The sequence below is a fragment of the Kitasatospora sp. NPDC059803 genome (assembly GCF_042732255.1).
Lineage (GTDB): Bacteria > Actinomycetota > Actinomycetes > Streptomycetales > Streptomycetaceae > Kitasatospora.
Window position 1 is genome coordinate 1 of sequence record NZ_JBHWIJ010000102.1, and the last position, 21,036, is coordinate 21,036.

Sequence of the window (21,036 nt, forward strand, 5' to 3'; positions counted from 1 at the left end):
ACGGTAGCGGTTGCGGATGTGCATGGTCCGCGGCATGCCCCACGAGAACCGCACTGCCGCCCGCCTTGAGGTCAAGGTCACCCGCCGGCCCTGGAATCCTGCTCTGCATCCGCGTGACAGCAAGGGCCGTTTCGTGGAGACGGGCGGGATCGCCCGTCTGTGGGGTGGCGGCCTGGCCCGGGTTCTGCGTGCGCTGGCCGGTGACAAGGTACTCGTCGAGCGTCTCGACAACGGGTCGCGGGAGAAGCTGTATGCGAACCGGCTGACGATGGTGTCCCGGCCGGACGGTAGCGCGCCGACCGCCAGCGAGGACAAGGTCCTGGCGGAGGACGCCAAGCGCGAGGTGCAGGCCGCGGCCGGCGGTCGCGGCGACGGCATCACCAAGCCGGATGTCGGTGACCCGCGGGTGCCGGTGAAACCGCACGCCAAGGGCGACGACGACCAGCACATCCCGGACGAGAAGCCGACCGTCGCGAGCACCTTGGAGTCGTGGCGGCGTGGGGAGGTCCGGCCGCTAGCCGCGGACACGGAGCGGCCCCAGGACGCCCGGGTGCGCGCGGAGGCCGCCCGCGAGCGCGCGGACATGGTCTCCTCGGCGCAGCTGACTACGTCGGGTCGGCACATGGTGGGTCAGGAGGGCGATCGGTGGCGGGTCTATGAGGCCGCGACCGGCCGTGTTCAGGAGCGGGAGCACGCCAGTAAGCGGGATGCGCTGCGAGCGGCGGAAGATCTCGAGTCCGGTCCGATCCACAAGCAGGAGGGGTGGCGGTCCTACACGCCGGAGGAGCTGGGCCGGGCGGCGGAGAAGGTTGGCCCGCCCAAGGGGCCGGCGTCCGAGCAGCCGGGGCACCGGCGTGCTGCGGCGCGGGAGATCGAGCCGGGCGACTTTGTGGTGGCCGGCAACCCGCGGGCCGATGGTGGCTGGTACACGCGCCGGGTTCTGGACCGGCAGCAGCACGGTGAGAAGACGACGCTCACGTGGGAGGGGCACGGCGGCCGGAAGGAGACGCTGACCGTCGTCAATGACGGCGCCGCCGATGGCTTCGAGGTGGTCGGGCACCCGTACTCGCATGAGCGGTGGGAGCGGGATCACGGCAGTAGCGTGCCGTCGGCGCGGATGGAGGAGGAGGCTCGGGCGAAGGCCGCCGAGCGAGCGGCCAAGCCCGCCGGGCATCCGGAGAGGCACGCTGGTGTCCCGGAGGCCGGCCAGGCCGGGGAGCGTACGGGCCGCCCGGCCGGCCGCGATGGCGGTGGCGCCGGGGACAAGGCCGATGGCGGTGGCGAGCACCGCGGGGGAAGCTGGCTGTCGCCGGGCGAGAGCGCCCCGCGCCGGTTCCGCACCGTCACCGAGGTGCGGTACCACTGGGACGACGGCGCCGACCCGACGACCACCAACAAAGCTCAGGCGAACAAGGACCGCCAGAGCGCTTTCAAGGTCGTTCAGCTGACCAGCAATGAGCAGTTGTCGGCTGGCGGCCGGTTCATCGTTGCGCGCACGCCGCGGGGCAAGTACGTGGTGCACCACGCCGGCACCGGCATTCTGCTCTCGGACCGCCATGCCAACGTCGGCAAGTCCGGCAAGTTGTTCGTGAGGAAGCGGGAGGCGCTGCTCGTCGCGAACGCGGCGGAGCAGGTCCGCAACGACCGGGGTGAGCTGTTCAACTGGGACGGGCCTCACCTGCGGGACCGGCTGGACGATCCGGAGTTCGGTGAGGCCTTCGACCGTGCGATCAACGACGCCCGTTCGGGACACAATGACGATGGCCATGATCAGGCCGCGAACGGCCGAGGAGGGGAGCACGGTGAATCAGTACGGGCAGCAGGCCTGGGCGTACGCGAAGACGTACCGGCCGACAGCGACGGCGTCGCTGGGCGGCGAGGCGGAGCAGCAGACGCACTTCACGAGGGTGGGCCTGCGGGTGACCGATCGGATCGCGACGCTGACGAGCGAGCTACTCGCGATGCAGCCGGAGCCGAGCGGATACCTGGAGCAGGTGCAGGCGAGGAACGTGGCGGCGTCGCAGGCGCGGGAGATCGTGCTGGCCGACGAGGTGTTCCTGCCGAAGGAGCCGGGGACGGAGGATCTGGACCTTCCGCTCGACGCGGAGTAGCGGCCGGGCGGTTCCGGGCCCGCTCGCAGGACGATCTCGCCCCGGCGGGCGAACGGGCGAGGCTGCGCGCCAACGTGGAGGCGCTGCGCACGCTGCGCCGGATCCAGGTTGACGACCGGCCTGCGACGGAGGGGGAGAAGAGGGTCCTGGCCCGCTGGTCGGGCTGGGGCTCGCTACCCACCGTGCTGGCGGACGAGCCCCGGCGCGGCAACCACAAGAGCGACGAAGCCTTTCAGCGGGCCGTCGAGCGGTGGAAGGCGTTCGCCGGCGAGCGTGCCGAGCTCCGCGCCTTGCTGGACGACAGCGAGTGGGCGGCCGCGCAGAAGAACACGCTGAACGCCCACTACACCGACCAGTCGCTGGTCGACGCGGTGTGGCAGGCCATGGGGGCGCTCGGCTTCGACGGCGGGAACGTCCTGGAGCCGGGTTCCGGCTCCGGCAACTTCATCGGGGCGGCGCCGGCCGGCACGCACATGACCGGCGTGGAGCTGGACCCGACCACCGCGGCGATCTCCCGGGCGCTCTACCCCGACGCGCAGATCCTCACCGAGTCGTTCGCGAAGACGCGGGCACCGCACGGTGGGTTCGACGGCGTGGTGGGCAACGTGCCGTTCGGCGATATCAAGCTCACCGACCCGGTCCACAACAAGGGCCGCAAGCTCTCCATCCACGACCATTTCATCAAGAAGAGCTTGGAGCTGACCCGTCCGGGCGGCCTGGTCGCGGTGGTGTCCTCCCGCTACACGATGGACTCCAAGGACCCGCACGCCCGCCGCGAGATGGCGAAGCTGGGCGACCTGGTCGGCGCGATACGCCTGCCCGAGGGCGCGCACGAGAAGGCGGCCGGCACGCACGTGGTCACCGACGTGCTGGTGTTCCGCCGCCGGGCCGAGGGCGAGGCCCCCGGCGACCAGTCGTGGGTGGAGTCGACGCCGGTCGACGTGAACGGCCACCAGATCGAGATCAACCGGTACTTCCAGCAGCACCCCGACAACGTCCTCGGCGAGCTGACCACCGGCCGCGGCCAGTTCACCGACCACGACCTGACCGTGCGCGGTGACAAGGACGCCGCACCGGCGCTGCGCGAGGCCCTGGCCCGGATCACCGCGCAGGCCAAGGCCGAGGGGCGTGGCTTCGCCCCGCACGAGGCCGGGCCGCGTGAGCGGATCGTGCTGCAGGCCGCCGCCGACCGCAAGCACGAGGGCGCGATCAACGCGCGCCCGGACGGCACGTTCACCCAGGTCGTGGACGGGCAGGTCCGCAAGCTCGACGTCCACCATTCGCAGGTGTCGCAGCTGCGGGACCTGCTGGAACTACGGAACCTGACGACCGCGCTGCTGGATGAGGAGTCGTCGCACGACGGCGACGGCGAGACCGAACACATGGCGACGCTGCGCGCCGAGCTGAACCGCGCCTACGCCGCCTACACGGCCGCGTACGCGCCGCTCGACAAGCCGGGCCAAAACCGTGTCTTCACCCCGGACGAGGCCCGGGTCCGGGCGAAGGACGGCGGTCTGGAGAAGGTCCCGGATGAGTGGAAGGCACCGACCGCCCTCGCCCTGTTCGACGACGACTTCGCGTCGGCGTTCGCCTACGGGCTCGACCGGTGGAACGACAGCACCAAGACCGCGGCGAAGGCCGAGATCCTTCACCAGCGGGTGGTGGCGCCGCGCAAGATCGCGGAGCGCGCGGACAGCCCCGACCAGGCGGTCTCGCTCGCGATGGAGCACGACGGCGAACTGCGTCTGTCGACTCTCGCGCGGCTCATGGGTACCAGCGAGAGCGACGCCCTGGAGCAGCTCGGCACTCGGGTGTTCCGCGACCCGCGCAGCGGCCACCTGCTGCCGGCCGCCGACTACCTGTCCGGCGACGTCCGCAAGAAGCTCGCTGTCGCCCGCCGCCACCTCGCGGCCGGCCGCGACGACATGGCGAGCCACGTCGCAGCGCTGGAGGCCGTGGTCCCCCGCGACCTCGTCCCCGGGGAGATCAGCGCCAAGATGGGCGCGCCGTGGATCGGCGAGGCCGACGTCACCGCGTTCCTGCGCGAAATCCTTGAGACGCCCCACGTGCGCGCCGAGTACGGCGGCGGCTCGATGTGGGTCGTCAAGGGCCCGTCACAGGGCATCGCCTCCCGGGTCACCTGGGGTACCAAGTCCCGGTCTGCGGCAGAGATCGCCGAGGCGGTCCTTCAGCAGAAGCAGATCACCGTCACCCGCAAGCGGCCCGACGGCGGCTCCGTCGTCGACGACGAGGCGACCGCGGATGCGCGCGACAAGGCCACCGCGATGGCCGCCCGGTTCGCCGCCTGGGTGTGGGAGGACGAGGCCCGCGCCGCGCGGCTGGCCAAGATCTACAACGACCGGTTCAACGGCATCGCGCTGCGCGACTACAGCGATGTCCAGCTGACGCTGCCGGGGATCACTGCGGGCTGGAGGATGCGTCCGCACCAGAACGCGGCCATCGCCCGGATCCTCAACGAGCCGTCGGCGTTGCTCGCGCACGAGGTCGGCGCTGGCAAGACCGCGACCATGGTCGCCGCGACGCAGGAGCTGCGGCGTACCGGCCTGGCGAAGAAGCCGGCCATCGTCGTGCCCAACCACATGCTCGCGCAGTTTCGCCGCGAGTACCTGGAGCTGTACCCGAACGCCAAGGTGCTGGCTGCGTCCTCTGCGGACCTGACCGGCAAGAAGCGCCGCAAGTTCATCGCCCGGGCCGCGACCGGCGACTGGGACGCGGTGATCCTGACGCACTCCGCGTTCGGGAAGATCCCGATGACGCCGGCCAACCGCCGCGCCTACATGGAGGAGGAGCTGGCGCGGCTGCGCCAGCAGATCGCGGACGCGAAGGCCCGAGACGGCCAATCCCTGACGCTCAAGCAGCTGGAGAACGCGCTCACCAACGCCGAGGAGGCGATGGAGAAGCGCCTGGAGCAGGAGTCCAAGGACACCGGGGCGGTCTACTGGGAGCAGACCGGCGTCGACTACCTGATGATCGACGAGGCGCACGAGTTCAAGAACCTGCGCACCGTCAGCAGCATCCCGGGCGCTGCGGTGACGGGCTCGGCGAAGGCCTCCGACCTGCACATGAAGGTCGAGTACCTGCGCGGCAAGAGCGAGTCCGGGCGGGTCCTCACATTCGCCACCGGTACGCCGATCGCCAACTCGGTGACCGAGGCGTACACGATGAAGCGGTACCTGCGGCCGGACCTGCTGGACGCCGCCGGCATCAACGACTTCGACGCCTGGGCGGCGACGTTCGGCGACGTCGTGACCGACGTGGAGGTCAAGCCGGACGGCTCCGGGTTCCAGGAGAAGGCCCGCTTCGCGCAGTTCCGCAACGTCCCCGAGCTGTTGCGCATGTACCGGGTGGCGGCGGACGTTCAGACCGCCGCGGATCTGAACCTGCCGACGCCGCGGGTGCGCCGCAACGAGGAGGGCAAGCGCGGCGAGCTGCGGGTCGTGCCGATCAGCGCCGAACAGAAGCGGTACATCGAGGGTCTGCCCAACCACCCGGACGCCAAGGAGCCGGGCGGCATCCTCAAGATCATCGGCCTGGGGAAGCGGGCCGCGATCGACCCGCGGCTGGTTGGCGGCTCGGGCGAAGAGGGCGGCAAGATCGACCATGCCGCCCGGGAGATCGCCTCCATCTACCGGGAGAACAAGGACGTCGAGTTCCCGACGTCCAAGGATGACCCGACGCCGCAGCCGCTGAAGGGCGCGCTGCAGCTGGTCTTCATGGATCAGGGCGTGCCCGGGTCGAAGGCCAAGGGCGGCCTGGACGAGTACGGCAACGAGCAGCCGGCGTGGAACGCCTACGAGTACATGCGCGAGCGTCTGGTCGAGTCCGGCGTTCCCCGTGAGCAGATCCGATTCATCCACGAGGCCGGCAGCGACAAGGCGAAGGCCAAGCTGTTCGAGGACGCCCGCAACGGCAAGATCGCCGTGCTCATCGGATCCACCACCAAGATGGGTACGGGCACGAACATTCAGGATCGTGCCGTTGCCCTGCACCACATGGACTACCCGTGGCGGCCGGCCGACATGGCGCAGCGGGAGGGCAGGATCGAGCGACAGGGCAACCTGCACTACCTGATGGACAAGGACGTCCGGATCATCTCCTGGATCACCGAGGAGACGTTCGACGCATTCAACGCCGGCACGCTGGAGCGCAAGGCCAAGTTCATCGCGCAGATGAACCGCCGGAACTTCGACCTGCGCGAGATGGAGGACATCGGCGACACCGCGGTGTCCTTCGCGGTGATGAAGGCCCTGGCGACCGGCAACACCACGGTCCTCGACCACGCCAAGGCGGTGAAGGAGCGGGTCGATCTCCAACGTGCAGACGTGCGGTGGCACCGGCAGCAGGACGAGAAGCGCCGTGCGACCGATGTCCTGACCCAGCACATCTCGTGGCTGGACGGCGCCCTGGACACCTGGCACGCCGCCCGGGCGCAGCGCACGGAGACCCGCGGCGACGCCTTCACCATGACCCTGCCTGGCGGGCAGGAGTCCGCCAAGCGCAAGGAGGCCGGCGCCGAGGTGCTGGCCACCGTACGCGCGGCGCTTGGCGACAAGTCGTTGACGTCCGGGGACCGGGTGAAGCTCGGCCGGCTCGGTGGGCACACCGCGCATGCCACCATCGGCTACGACATCGGCGGCAACCGGATCGCGCGGGTCGGGTTCGACTGGCCGCTACTGCACAGCCGTCGAATATCGGGCACGTCCGGAACCTATGGCCGCGACGAGCTGGGGGACGGTGCCGGCGCGGGCATGATCGCGTCGCTGGAGAACCGGCTGGATGGTCTCGACGATCTGGTCAAGGACGGCGGGCAGCAGCTGGTCGAGTCCGAGAACGAGTTGGAGAAGGCCCGGCGTGGGCTGGGTGGACAGCCGCCGTATGGGGAGGCGCTGAAGGCGTCCGAGCGGCGTGTTGCGCTCCTGGCGCAGCTGATCACGGCCGAGCAGAAGAAGAAGGAACTACGCGGCCGCGGCCGCGACGACAAGGAACTCGTCAAGGCGACCAAGCGCGTTGAGGACCTGGAGTCGCGTCTCGACGCCGAGCGGCCGCCCCAGGACCTGATCGAGATGGCAGTCGATCCGGACCCTGACATTCGGCTGGACAGCCCGGACCCGACGCCCGTGATCTCTACCGGCCCCGACGGCAAGGTGAAGGTCGACGTGCCGGGGATGCGGCGCGACAGCAGCAACTCGATACCGGAGCAACGGCGTGGGTACGGCGAGCGGCCGGCGGCTTCGCAGGCTCGGGGGGAGGACGCGGTGTCCGCCGCTCCACAGTCCTCCACGGGCGAGCGTGCGCACCCGTCGACGCTGACGGACGAACAGATCGCCCACGAGATGGCTTCACTGGAGCCGGACCTGCTGGGGGACGGCGAGGTCGGTTCTCAGGACGTCGCCCGGCACGCCGTACTGACCAATGAGCAAGCCCGTCGCACCGAGAAGGCCGAGGACGACACGGCCAAGGGCCCAGGCGGCAGTTGGCAGGAGATGCAGGCCGAACAGGCGGACGGCCAGGACGCCGGGTTGTTCGGCGCCGCCGACGTGCACGCCGCGCAGCCCACCCAGCAGACCGCCGACGAGTACGGCACGCCGGACATGTTCGCCGACGCCGAAGGCGTGACCGACCGCCTCAAGGCCTCGCGCCTACATCGCGGGGACCGGTACATCGCGGACGACGGCACGGTGGCCGAGGTCGCCGACCAGCCCGAGCAGCTCGGCAAGGGCGGCAAGGGCGGGGTGCGGGTGCGCACCACTGACGGCCGGACCCTGATGCACCGGTCCGACCACGTCTTCCGTCGGGCCGACGACACCACCCCATCCGGGCAGCAGCCGGCCGCCGCGGTCGAGGAGGCTCACGGCAGCAGGACGCCCGAGCCGGAGGTCGCGGAGCCGTCCACGCCCGAGGCGAGTGCCTCGAAGAGTGACGCGCCGACGGTGACGGCTGGGGACAACCAGCCCTCTGCAGTGTCTGGTGGGGACGCGACGCTACGCCACTACGACACCGGCGAGCAGATCGTCACCCCGGACGGTCCCGGCTGGTATGTCGGCGCGCACCCGGACGGCCAGCACTTCGTCAACGTCGAGGGCCGCTACGCCGCGTTCCCCGACCACGCCGTTCACCGCCCGGGCGAACACCCCCCTGCCGAAGTACCCGACCAGACGGCGGCTGCGGACGAAGCGCGTCGAGCGAAGCTGGAGCGGGCCGCCACCCCCGAGGGCATCACCCTGGACTACGGCGCCCGCCTGCACAGCCTCGACGAAGAGGCCGGACACGGCTGGATCGCCGACAAGGACGGGAACACCATCGGCTGGGTGCGCTCCCGGCCGGACCAGAAGGGCCGCACGGCCTGGTGGGGCCAGGACGGCCGCGGCGGCGCTCCGGAAGGCATGACCTGGCACGACAAGATGCCGGCGAAGGCTGGCATCCCGCCGATCCGCGTGGCGACCCACGTCGCGCAGGGCATTGATCTGGGGCACCGCGGCGAGAAGACCGGGCCTTCACGGCCGGGTAGTGCCCGGCAGGAGGTGACGTTCACCGAGGCCCAGGTGCGTGAGCTTTCCCAGCTCGCGCAGCCTGACCCCGAGGAACCGATCGGGTGGAGGCCGGGCGTCTTCCGGCGCTACCAGATGCGTTCGGACCATATGCGGACCTTGCGCGACGCCGCGAAGGCGGCCGCCGACCAGGCGGACACCGGGACCGCCGCTGGCCGGCGCCGGCAGAAGGTATTGCTCAACGCAGCGGAGAAGCTGGACCGCGAGGCGTACGAGACTGACCGCACGCAGGCGACCCTGCCGAAGCCGGGCGAGTCCGACCCGTTCGCCGATCCGTATGCCCCGCCCGCCGATGCGATGCCGGAGGCTACCGCCAGGCCCGAGGTCGCGGCCTCGGGTGACGGCGGGGAGGGTGTGTCGCTCGACCGCGGGCAGGTGCAGGCGGAGCTGGACTCGCTTCGGCCCAGTGAGTCGTCGACCCCGGCCGCCGGTGACCGGGCGTTGCCGCACTGGGCCCAACCGAAGCCGGAGTTGGAGCAGCTCACCGGTGCGTTCGGAGGCAATCGGCCGAAGAGTTCTCGCATCGTGCTGAGTGGCGAGTCGGTGCCGGGGCGGGGCCCTCGGAGCCGCCGGATTCGATCGGGCGGGCCGATCGCCGTAGACGACGCCGTGCGTCACAGCGGCGCGGTGTTCGGTGTGGATCACGCGTATGGCAAGGTCACGGATGCCTGGGCGGAGAAGGGCAAGCCGGACCTGGACAACGTGTACTACCAGATCCAGTGGTACGACCAGGCCGGGAAGCCCAAGGGCAAGCCCGAAACCGTCACCGCCTACAACAACCTGTACCGAGCTGCCGAGCCGACCAGCGACGAAGGCCCAGTGTCTGTCGCGGAGGCCTTCACCGCGATGGGTGAGCACCCGGACCCCGAGACGTTGAGCGAGACGGAGCGCGAAGCCGAGTTCAACCGGCTTCAGGCGATCGCCGAACCGTGGATGGGGCCCCGCACGGGCCCGGGTGCCGTCGCCCGCCAGCAGATTCTCAACGAGGTCAGCGCGCGGCAGGAGGAGCTGGACGTCAACCGGGGCTGGGAGGACCGGGATCGTTACTGGGAGGAACGGCCGGAGACCGGGCTGAACCCGGGTGACGACACGACGCCGTTCCGGCGCGGCGACGAGGTGCTGGTTCGGTTCCACCCCTCTGGCCGCCAGTGGAACGCCCGGGTTCTCGGTGTCGACCCGGACGGGCAGATCCGGGTGGAGAAGCCCAGCAGTACGGCCACGTTCCCGGTAGACGCTGATCAGATTGCGCCACACGGCAAGGACGTGCGGCCTGTGCGCGGCGGCGACGCCGTGAAGGACCGGGCCCGGCAGGACCCGAACCCCAAGGCCGAGACGGCTCGCAGCTCGCCGCCGTCCGGGACGTCCCACGAAGCGCCGGCGGGTCCCGGCGACGAGACGAATGTGTCCCCGGGGACAGGCCCGACATTGCCGGGGCCGGTCGCCGAGCACGACGAACAGACACCGGGCCAGCCGTCGCGCTCAACCGTGCCCGACACCACGCTGCCGGAGGCGGCGGAGCGGTTGGCGGATGCCGACTGGGCGGATGCTCAGCAGTCGTGGGAGAAGAATTGGAGCAAGAAGCCGGAGCCGAACGCGGAGTCGGTCCGGTATGCGAAGCGAAGCCTGGCGACGAGCGCGCCCGAGTCTTCCGATCCGTCGTTCGCACTTCGCCAGTCCAAGAACCCGACGATGAAGTTCAGCCCGATGGGGCACTACTGGGTCTGGACCGAGGACGGCGGGAAGACTTGGTCGATCACCACCCGCACCCTCGGTGAGTACGTCGGTGACCCCGAGCTGAGCAAGGTGGCTGGCACCGAGGAAGACGCCCACCGACTCGCTCTCGCCTTCGAGTCGATCAATGACGGCGAGGGCACGACGCTTGGGCTCCCGTGGGATATTTCTCGCCGCGCCGACGAAGTGCGGGACGTCAACGGGGTGTCGTACGCGCAACGGATGCGCCAGGCCCGCGCACGGTTCGATGCCGACCGGGCAGGCGCTCAGCACCGTGAAGCACCGACTGCGTCGGACCTCGACGAGTCTCAGAACATCGAGCACGTCACGTTGCCACCGAATGAGGTTGATGCCGACCTGCGTTCCCTCACGCCAGATGGAGGGGACGGCGAAGAGACGCAGGACCGTGGTCGGCATGAGCGCGGCCAGGATGTACCAGCCGGGGAAGACAGCCGGAAGCGTGAGGGTGACGGCAGGGAGGGTGTGTCGCTCGACCCCGGCCGGGTGAAGGCGGAGCTGGACTCGATCCGGCCCGGTGAGCCTTCAACCCCGACCACCGGGGCAGCGGGCAGCTCGCCACCGTCCGGGGTGTCCCACGAAGCGCCAGCGGGTTCCGGGGCCGGGAATGTGTCCCCGGGGACAGGTTCGGCGCCTCAAGGTGCTGCGCGGAACGTGATCGGCGAGCGGCCGGTGGCCGAGATGAGCCGCCAGGAGCTTGATGACGAGCTGTCGGGTCTCGATGACGCGCTGGATCAGGTCAAGAACTCCACCGACCCGCTGGATCTTGCGTGGCGGCGCCGGGCGGAGCTGCGCCAGTGGGAAGCGCTCAAGGAGTACAACCGCAAGACGGAGGTCACGAAGCCGGCGGATCGCAGTGAGGAGATTCAGAACCGGCTGGACGGCTACGGGCTGCGCGCGGACGAGGGCGAGGGCCGCAATGTCGAGCGGATCGAGGACATGCCGCCAGCGAAGCCCGGGGCGCCGTCCGACGCCGAGTGGGAGCAGATCGACGCCGCGGCCGCAGGCCTGGAGGAGTACCCGCCGACCGTCGAGCAGTCGCTGATCCATGAGGCGGTGGCCCGCCGTGGGCTGAACGCGGCGGTGATGGCGCTCGCCGGCACCGGCAAGTCCTCCACGTTGAAGCAGTTGTCGCGGCGCATGCCCGGCAAGAAGATCGACTACCTGGCGTTCAACCGTTCGGTCGCGGAGGAGGCGAAGCAGGCTAAGGCCAAGGGCGAGTACGCGGACAACGTCACCCCGCAGACCGCGAACGGCATGGCGTTCAGGGCGGTCAACAAGCGCTATCAGGACGCGGGCCGGGACCTCGGGCAGCGGCTTCCGCAGGACGGCGATGGCGGCGCGAAGAGGCAGACCGCGCAGACGGTGGCCGACCTGATGCGGGTCTACGACTGGGTGGAGTACGCGCCCGGGAAGTCGCTGAAGCCGTCGTCGGCCGCCTACCAGGCCCGCGACCTGGTCGCGCGCTGGTGCCAGTCCGCTGATGAGGAGATGGGCCCGCAGCACCTGAATCTGCCGCCGTGGATCGAGGAGGAGCACCGGGACGCGCTGTTCGAGGCGCTCAAGCCGATCGCCGACCGAATGTGGGCGGATGTCCTCGACCCGCACGGCAAGCTGACGTACGACCAGGACTACATCGTCAAGCAGTGGGCGCTGTCCGGGTTCAAGGTCGACTCGGACGTGATCTTCTTCGACGAGGCGCAGGATGTTAATCCTGTGCTCGATGGGGTCGTGCGCGCCGCGATGGGTCAGGGCGTGCAGGTTGTCGCGGTCGGCGACTCCAACCAGTCCATCTACGGGTTCCGGGGCGCCACCGATGCGCTCGCCCGTTTCCCTGTCGACGCCAGGCTCACCCTCACGCAGTCCTTCCGGTTCGGCCCCGAGATCGCGGAGGCTGGCAACCGGTTTCTTCGGTTGTCCGGCACCGAGATGCGCCTCAAGGGCCTGGCCGGCAAGCAGTCTTGGATCACCGAGCTGGGTCCGGACGACGCGGACGCGGTGCTGTGCCGCACCAACGCCACCGCGGTGATTGAGGCGATCGACGCCCTGGACCGCGGCAAGCGGGTCGCCGTCGCGGGTGGCCTGGACGAGATTCGCAAGTTCGTCGAGGCGGCCCGGCAGCTCCAGGCCGGCGAGAAGACGAACCACAAGGATCTCGCTGACTTCGCTGCCTGGGACGACGTGGTCGAGTACGTCGAGCAGGAGTCCGAGGCGGCCGGGTCGATGCGCACCCTGGTCCAGCTGATCGAGAACGACACGGACGGCAAGCTCGACCGGCTTCTGGAGTCGGGCGGTCTGGCCTCCGACATCCGCGTCAGTGACGACGGCGAGCGGCTATGGATCTCCGGCACCAGGTTCGGTGACCCGGACCACGAGGCGTTCACGCGCTGGTTGAAGGACTCGAAGTCGAATGGCTTCGGCAAGCTCGCCTGGGACGACCAGTCGAAGCGCTGGTACTACCAGCCCGGTACCCACACGGTGACTAACCGGCGGTCCGGCCGGAGCTGGACGGTGAAGAACCCGGCCGGCAACCGCGACGCCGCGCTCGCCGCCGTGAAGACGTACATCGACCAGCACAGCCACGCCCCCGAGGACGGCGAGGGCGGCATCGTCGGCGAGCACCAGGACCCGGACGTGGTGATCTCCACCGCGCACAAGTCGAAGGGCCTGGAGTGGCGCCGGGTCAGGATCGCCGACGACTTCCGCGGCCCGGAGCTCACCGAGAGCGGCGAGTACGACCTGACGACGATGCCCAGCGACGAGGACCTGCGGCTGTCGTACGTGGCGGTCACCCGCGCCACCGAGACTCTCGACGCCGGGGGCCTGGGCTGGGTGTGGGAGGTGACCCGATCCGAGGACCCGATGGAGGCGCCGGACACCGACTACCCGCGGGACTGGACGCGCGAGGACTTCACCCCCGGCGACACCGTGCTGTACGTCTCGGAAGACGGCGAGCAGCTGCTCACCGGCGACGTCGTCAACGCCGACACCACGCTGACAGTCCGCGACCCGCAGACGGGCCGCACCTCCACGATCTCCCTGCAGCAGGTGCGCAGGCGCAACGGCGACCCGCAGCCACGTGCCGAAGTCGCCTCAGACGATGAGCTCCAGGCGGCGATCGACTCCGGCCGCTACATGGCGCCGGGAAGCAGTTCGGCCGTGGTGGGGCAGCACGACCGGGGCTCGGGCAGCACCGCGGAGGACCGCTCCGGCCCGGCGGCCCTTGCCGGCGATGACGTCGATGCGCGATCTACCGCGTCCGGCGGAGCAGGTACCGATTCGGCGGACGCCGGCCGGGGGGAGGACGGCGAGCGCACTGCGGCCGACGCGGAGCAGGCGGTGCTGCACGAGGTGCCGCGCACGGCTGCCGGGCACGACGCAGGCAGCGGTCGGCACGAAGACCAGGGCGAGGCTCGCCATGAGGAGGGTGCCGAGCGGGATCACAACGCCGAGGAGCAGCTGGGCGGCGAGAACGAGGGTGATGCTGAGGAGGCGGCTCGCCGCCGGCGGGGGGACCAGGAGGACCGCCAGGATCAGGGTGTCGACGCGGACCGACCGAGGTCGGGTGAGCACCGCGATCGTGAGGCGAATCGCCGTGCGCTCGACGACAGCACGGCCGCCGAGCACCGAGACGGTGAGCACGACTCCGAGCACGGCAGCGGCAAGGAGGACGAGAGCAGCGACAGGGGGCGTTCTCGCCGTCGCCGGCGGGGTCGGCGTGGCCGTCCTGACGGGACGAACGGCGGCGGGCCCGACCTCGACGGGCTGGGGGCGCCGGACGTCCCGCTGATCGGCGTGCCCCTGCCGAAGGGTTCCCCTGCGCCTGGCGGGCACGACGCCGCGGGTGAAGGTGGTCGGGCCGGGCTGGGCAGTCACCCGGGTGGTTCCGGTCGTTCGGCGGACACGCCGGTTCGGCGCTCGGGCAGGGTGCAGCCGCCGACCGGTGTCGTGGCGAGCCGCTGGAACCCGGAGGAGGGCGGACAGGTGCCCAACGTCGTCGGGAGCCTGGCTGCGGCGGCCGGCGGGCACCCGGACGACGCCAAGGAGTGGAATGCGCTGCTGGGTGAGGCCAGTGCGGCGGCGCCGCTCGCCCAATTCGACGCGAACGTCGAGCACTTCCTCCCCGGACACGACGGCCCGATGCGGGAGTTCCTCGCCGAGCGGGCCCGCCTGCTGCGGGCCGAAGCCGAGGCGACCGGCCAGCGCGCGACGGCGGACTACCTGGAGCGGCTTCGTGCCGCCGACAGCCCTGCGGCTGGGGAGGCCGTCTACTTTGGCTCTTACCGCGGTGACGGGCGCCGGGGCGGTCCGGGCATCATCGGTGAAGGCCGGTACTACGAGGAGCTGCGGGAGGCGTTCGCCCGCCAGCGCGCGCAGGCCCGGGCGGAGGCTGAACGGCGGGGCCTCGACGCGGATGTGGTGGAGCGGTTCCTGCTGCACGCGGACGGCGCCGATCCGGACCGGCCCGCGGCGATCAGCGCGCACAGCGTCGAGGAGCCGCTGAAAGTCGCCCGGCACGACGCGTTCTACGCGATGGTGGCCAACCTGCCGGAGGCGGTCCGGCTCGAACGGTTCCCCGGCACGCTGGAGGAGTACGAGCGGCGCAGCGCCCTGGTCAAGGCCGCGTTGCAGGAGCGGGGCTCGGTCGGGCGGCCGGACGGCGCCGGTGCGCTCCCGGCAGAGCCGGCCAGCGGATCGACGGCGGCCGGGGGCGCGGGCGCGGGTGAGGAGCGGCTCGCGCGGGTGCGTGAGCGGTTCGCCGGCGGCGAGGGCATCCCTGGCAGTGCGAGGAACCGGGCGTACGTGGCGCGGCTCGGCGCGAACCCGACGCTGGGAGTCTCCCCCGGTGGTGGGGTGGCGTACTGGTCGAAGGACGGCGGGCGGACCTGGGAGTTCGGCCATGCCCGTACGGGCGCCACGATCGGTTCGCGTGACGGCAGCTCTGTGGAGGGCAGCCGGGAGGATGCGGCGGCGATGGCGGCCCGCTACGAGGGGCTGGTCGACGCCGAGGGTCGGCCGTTCCCGTGGGACGCGCCGGATGCGCAGGCGGCCGGGCGGGGCTGGCGGGACGCCGAGGGCCGGCGGATCGGTGAGGCGATGCGGTCGGTGCGCGATGAACACGTCGCTCCCCAGGAGCACGAGGAAGTACGTGACGCCGCCCAGGACTTGACCGGGCAGACCGATCCTGACCTGCCGACGATGGACGGCAGCGGCCAGAAGCTGCCGGACGATCTGACGGGCGTCGATGAAGGTGTTCTGGAGGCACACCTGGCCGTGGTAAGCGACCAGGTCGCGGCGACCGGCGACTGGGACAACCCGGAGCTTCACCGGATCGCCGACGAGTTGGACCGGCGCGCCGCCGAGCGTGGGGACTACTGGCGGGCGCTCGCCCCGCTGGCTGCGCAGGCATCCGATGCTCCCCCGGCGGACGACGTCGCGCGGGCGGCCGAGGAGCAGCTGATGGATCAGCTGGCCGGCCTGTACCCGACGAAGGAGACCCGCCGGGAGTACCTGGAGCGGGTGGAGGCGGAGCGTCAGCGGCTTCGTCACCAGTACGACAACGAGTACCGGCCGACGATCAGGTCGGCGGTCGAGGACTACACCAAGGGCTACCTGGTGCGCCGGGAGTCCGCGCAGAAGGCGCGGGCAGCGCGGGTCAAGCAGGAGGCCGAGGAGGCTCGGGCAGCCGCTGAGGGACGGCCAGCACGGCGTGTCGCGAACGGTCTGCGGATCGACGACCCGGACTACATGCTGTTCGAGGCCCCGCAGTCCGTCTTCGACAAGCACGCCTCGGACGAGCTGCGCGAGTGGATCGAGTACCACAACGACGGCGAGCGGCCGATGTCGTTCTCCCGGTACTACCAGCAGCACCTGGCCGGTGAGCGGCAGGCCAGGGCTCAGTGGGAGGACGAGCAGGATGCCGTGCGAGCGGCCGCCGGCCCGGACCAGCCGGCCTCGCCGCCGGTCGTGGATGCTCCGGGTGATGGGCAGGCTCAGCGGCCTCGCAGTACGGGCGAGCCCGCGGCCGCGGGCGCCACGCCGGTGCCGGCGGAGCCGGAGCATCGGCCGTCTGCGGCCGGTCCGGCGGCGGGGCAGCGGCCTGAGGCCGAGCAACAGGACGGTGTTGACCGCCAGAAGCGGGTGAAGGAGCAGGGCCTGCCCGAGCCGATCGGTGGCCGGTCCGCGCAGTGGGTAGCCGTCGAGCAGCTGCGTACGGGTGATGTTGCTCGGGTCGAGGGCAGCGACGAGAACGGCAACCCGGTCGGTCGCTCCGGGTGGGTGCTGAGCCGGCGCGAGGCGGTGATCACCCGCGGTGGCAGAACGGTTCGCGGCCACGAGGTCACCATGGGAGACGACGCGGAAGGCACGTCGGGCCGGCGCGGGATGGTGTTCGTCGCCGCCGGTGAGCAGGCCGCCCGGGCTGACGCGCCGTCCGAGCAGGGTTCCATGCTGACTGGCGCGCAGCTGGAGGCAATGACCAGCCGGCTGGATGGCGACCACCCCACCGACCGCACCGGCGTGGGGCTGTTCCCCGGCTCGCTGGTACGCGGCCCCGGCGACAGGGAGGGCATGGTCACCGGGGTCACCGCCTCGGCGGTGTCGGTGCGCTACGAAGGACGGCGCCACGACCAGGACGCCGCCCCGGGGGACCTGGAGGTCGTCGACGGCGGTGCCGCCCGCCCGGCCGGCTGGACGCCGGACGGGCAGCACATCAAGCCGGGTCAGGTCGCTGTCGACCCGGACACCCGTCAGCCGGTCGGTGTGGTGCAGGCCGTGGACGGCGACGCCGTCGAGGTCGCGACACCGCAGGGCATCGAACTCGCCGATGGCGGGTCGTTGACCGTGGCGCGCAGCGCGCAGCCGGACGAGGCCGGGCCCGCGATCGTGGCGCTGCGGCCGGTGCCGGCCGGGGAGCTGGCCCAGGGGGACGTTGTGCTGGTGGACGACGCCGGCCGCAAGACGCCGGTGCGGGTGATCGGCCCGCCGGTTCGCGATGGGGAGCACGTCGTCGTGGACTACGAGGAGGTCGAGACCGGAACGCGCGGGCAGCTGCGGGCCGACCGGGCGCTGCTGCTGCCGCGTGCCTCCGGCGCCTCTGGGCAGCCGGCCGACCTGTCGCCGCAGGAGGCCGTCACCGGGATCGACGACACCCGGCGGGCCACCCCCGCTGGTACGGCTCCGCAGGCCGACGCCGGGATCGTCCCGCAGTTGACGCCTGCTGAGCGGGCTCGGATTCACGCCCTCGGGCTCGGTGAGGCGGACGATCCCGAGGCGCGGGAGGCCGCCGAGCGGATCGAGGCCGGGCAGCCGGTGACCGTGGGGCAGGCCCGGGCCCTGGAGGAGGCACTGCGTCAGCATGCCGATCCGCGCGCCGGGGAGGGCCGCACGGCCCGGCGTGCTGCGGACCGGCTCGCGCAGGCCGCCGGCGGGCGGCCGCAGGAGCAGGACCGCGCTCCAGTGCAGGGGGCGGCCGGGGACCTGGTGCCCGGTGACGTGGTCGCGGTGCCGCAGGGCAACGGCACGTCGAAGCCGGTGGTGGTGACCGATTCCCGGCCGGGCCCGGGCGGCACCCAGGCGTTGACGGTCGAGGACGCCTACGGTCTCGCGGAGGAGGAAGTGCTGCCCGCCGCGGCTCCGGTCCACCACCTGCCGACGCCGCAGGCGACCGCGCCCGCGCCCGCGGCGAAGCCCGCCGAGACTGCGCCGCCAGCTCCCTCGGGTGCGTCTACGGCGCGGCCGAGGACCAGCGACGTCGTGGCCGCCCGCGCGCGGGACGCAGTCGACGCAGTCGTGGAGGCCGCGGTGGACGGCGTGGTGCCGGGCACCATCCACGCACTGCGGCAGTCCGTCGCCGAGCGGCTGGCACCCGGCGCTGCCCGGAGCGGTGAGCGGCGCGCGGCCGCCGATGCCGCCGAGGCCCTGCGCCGTCTCGGGCTGGAGAAGTCGGCGCACGCCCACGCCGACCAGGCCGTTCGGCACGCCGCGCAGAAGGCGCGGGAGGCCGCGGTGAAGGCGGTGCTGCGCACCCTCAACGACCTGGAGCCGCTGGACGGGGAGAGCGAGGAGGAGACCGCGCAGCGCGCGGTGCGGCTGCTGCGCCGCATCCCGGAGGGGATCGACCCGACCACGTTCGCGCTGGTGGCCATGGCTCGCTCGTACCGGTCCGCAGGCGGCAACGCCGGTTCTGCGGCTGGGGCTCCGGCCGCCGACCGGGGTGATGCGGCGGCTGCCGCCGGGCAGCGCGCCGGCCACGCGGCGGCGTCGTTCGCCGGGCGGGCGGTCGGCTCCGCGCTGGGGGCGGCATTGTCCGTGCTACGTCGCCGGCGCCTGGACCAGCAGCAGGTCGAGCAGATCGTGCAGCGCACGGTCCAGGCGATGGCCGAGGGCCAGGAGCAAGCGGCGCGGGAGATCGTCGACGGCGTGCCGCCCGAGGCCCGGCCCGGGCTGTTCTCCCGGGTGACGGCCGCGCTGGTGCGCCTGGCCCGTCGGGTCGCGGCCTGGCTGCGGGAACTGCTGCGCAAGGTCGCCGCGGTGTGGCGGGGCGAGGACGGGGAGCGTCTCCAGCGGGTGCGGGAGCGGCTGGCGCGGCGGCTGCGGTGGTGGCCAGAGACGCGGGAGATCGAGGCGGACATCGCGGCTGCCGCTGGCGAGACTGCCGGGAGCGCGGAGGCCGGCGCGGATCTGACGCCGTGGCTGGCCATGCTGCCAGCCGGGCGGTTCGGCCAGGTTGAGCGGACGGTCAGCCGCTGGGAGCCGGCGAGCACCGCCGACCTTGAGGCCGGGCGGCTGCCCGAAGCTGTCGAAGAGCGGCGGTGGACGGCGGACCGGGCGGTGGACGGCGGACCGGGCCCGGAGGCGCTGCGGCATCTGGCCGCTGTTCTCGGCGCTGGCGAGGCCCTGGACTCGGCGGTCACCGACCAAATGCGACAGATGGCACCGGAGTTGGGGAACGATCCGCACGAGCGGCTCCGATCGGTGCAGTTGTACGCGCAGACCGCGATCCAGCGCGCTGACCGGATCGCCGCCGAGGCGGCGGCCGGCAGCCGAGACGCCGAGCTGGAGCTGGACAGCGCCCGGGCGGAGGCCCGGCAGGCCGTGGCAGACGAGCGGCGCGCCCAGACGGCGTACGCGGCCGCGCTTCGCGACGCCGCCCGGCACGCACTCAGCCGGGTTCGGCAGCTCGGCAACGGCGGTGGGCTGCGGGCGAGCGGTGAGGGTGCGGAGCGGCTGCGCGGCCTGGAAGCGCTCCTGCCCGCCGACTGGCTGGCTGCGGCCGGCCCGCTCACCGTCAGCGCGGGCGCGCACCGCGGCTCCTACCACCCGCAGAGCCGGCACCTGACCGTGGGTGAGAGCGACGCGACCGCCCTGCACGCCCTGGCGCATCACCTGCAGCACTCGATCCCGGAGCTGGCCGCCGCCGAGGAGGCGTACCACTGGGTGCGCACCTCCCGGGGCGAGGTCGGGGCACGGCAGCGGGCTCCGCAGGTCAGGCTGGCCCAGTGGTTCCCCGGCCACGGCCACCACCCGCGGGCAACCGCCCGGCAGGGCGGCTGGGCAGACCTGTTCACCGGCTCGGAGCCGGCGGACGGCCGTTCCTGGGAGGTACTGCCCACCGCGCTGGAGGCGATGTTCAGCGGCTCGACGTGGTACCTGGACGACGACCTACGTCAGTGGCTGCTCGGCGTGATGAGCACGCTGGGACGGCGGGCGTGATCGGATCGGAGGAGAAGGCGATGTTGCGGGTGACGGGCGCGCTGCCCGGCGGGCAGGTGTACGAGGTGGAGATCACCGGCCAGGCCGACCGGCCGGTGATCGGCTCCCGGCTGGTGGCCGCGATGCTGAAGGCGGCGCAGCACGGCGGGGTGCTGGTTCGACCGTCGCCGACCGAGGCCCCGCTCGTGGTGGACGGCGCGGACCCGAGGTCGGTGCTGGCGCTGCTGGAGGAGCGCAGTAGCCGGATCCTCGGTGTCCACGGGGCCGTGCCGGGGCCGGAGGAGGTGCACGTCGCCGGAACGGTGTACTGACCGGCGAAAAGCTTTACCGCGGTAAAGCCCCGCGAGTCGCTGGCGAGGCGCCGCTCGCCCGGCCAGGGACCGTGGTTCCGAGGCCAGTCGGAGCGCAACCGACACGGCGCTCGCCGCGGCTTGTTCCTTGGGCCGGAGAAGGCATCAACGCTATGGTCCCTACAGGACCATAGGAGGACCTGTTGACCAGTAACGATGACGACGCCGCGACCCAACGCCATGGATACAACGGGCACTTCATCGTGAACCGCGACGTGCTCGCGAACACGATGGCAGCGCACTTGTCTGCAAGCCAACTCGAACTCTTCATGGGCGTTCTCGCCGGTGCGGTTGACCTGACCCAAGGCCCACTGAGCCCCCGGGCGCAACGTGACCTGGCCAAGCTGCAGGAGCACGATCTGATCCTCAAGACAGCTCAGGGCTACGAGGTCAGCCCGAAGGTAGCCCTTCCCCGACCGGCGAGCTGAGGGTGGGGGGGGGGGGGCGACACCCCCCGGCCCGCCGCCCCGCCCCGGCGCGCGGGCGCGCGTCAAACCACAGGAATTCTCCGCCCACACTGCGCGCCCGGCCGCGGGGCGGCGC

Annotated in this window: 5 protein-coding genes; 4 read left to right on the forward strand and 1 reads right to left on the reverse strand. The window is 71.8% G+C overall.

Going from position 1 to position 21,036, the window contains the following annotated elements; translation table 11 throughout:
* Positions 1-448, reverse strand: a 448-nt coding sequence (locus tag ACFV6I_RS18275) for a hypothetical protein (protein ID WP_380426322.1), incomplete at its 3' end; no start/stop codon positions are given.
* Between the two features lie 1,318 nt (positions 449-1,766).
* Between ACFV6I_RS18275 and ACFV6I_RS18280 the strand changes: the two genes are divergently transcribed.
* From ACFV6I_RS18280 to ACFV6I_RS18295, 4 genes are all read left to right on the forward strand, one after another.
* Positions 1,767-2,111, forward strand: coding sequence for a hypothetical protein (locus ACFV6I_RS18280; RefSeq protein ID WP_380426324.1), 345 nt, complete (start codon positions 1,767-1,769; stop codon positions 2,109-2,111).
* Positions 2,112-2,185: 74 nt separating this feature from the next.
* Positions 2,186-20,143, forward strand: coding sequence for a UvrD-helicase domain-containing protein (locus ACFV6I_RS18285; RefSeq protein ID WP_380426326.1), 17,958 nt, complete (start codon positions 2,186-2,188; stop codon positions 20,141-20,143).
* Positions 20,144-20,163: 20 nt separating this feature from the next.
* Positions 20,164-20,454 carry a hypothetical protein gene (locus tag ACFV6I_RS18290; RefSeq protein ID WP_380426328.1) on the forward strand — a complete coding sequence of 97 codons (291 nt, stop codon included), beginning with the start codon at positions 20,164-20,166 and terminating at the stop codon, positions 20,452-20,454.
* 182 nt (positions 20,455-20,636) lie between these two features.
* Positions 20,637-20,921, forward strand: coding sequence for a hypothetical protein (locus ACFV6I_RS18295; protein WP_063353044.1), 285 nt, complete (start codon positions 20,637-20,639; stop codon positions 20,919-20,921).
* The last annotated feature ends 115 nt before the right edge of the window (positions 20,922-21,036 follow it).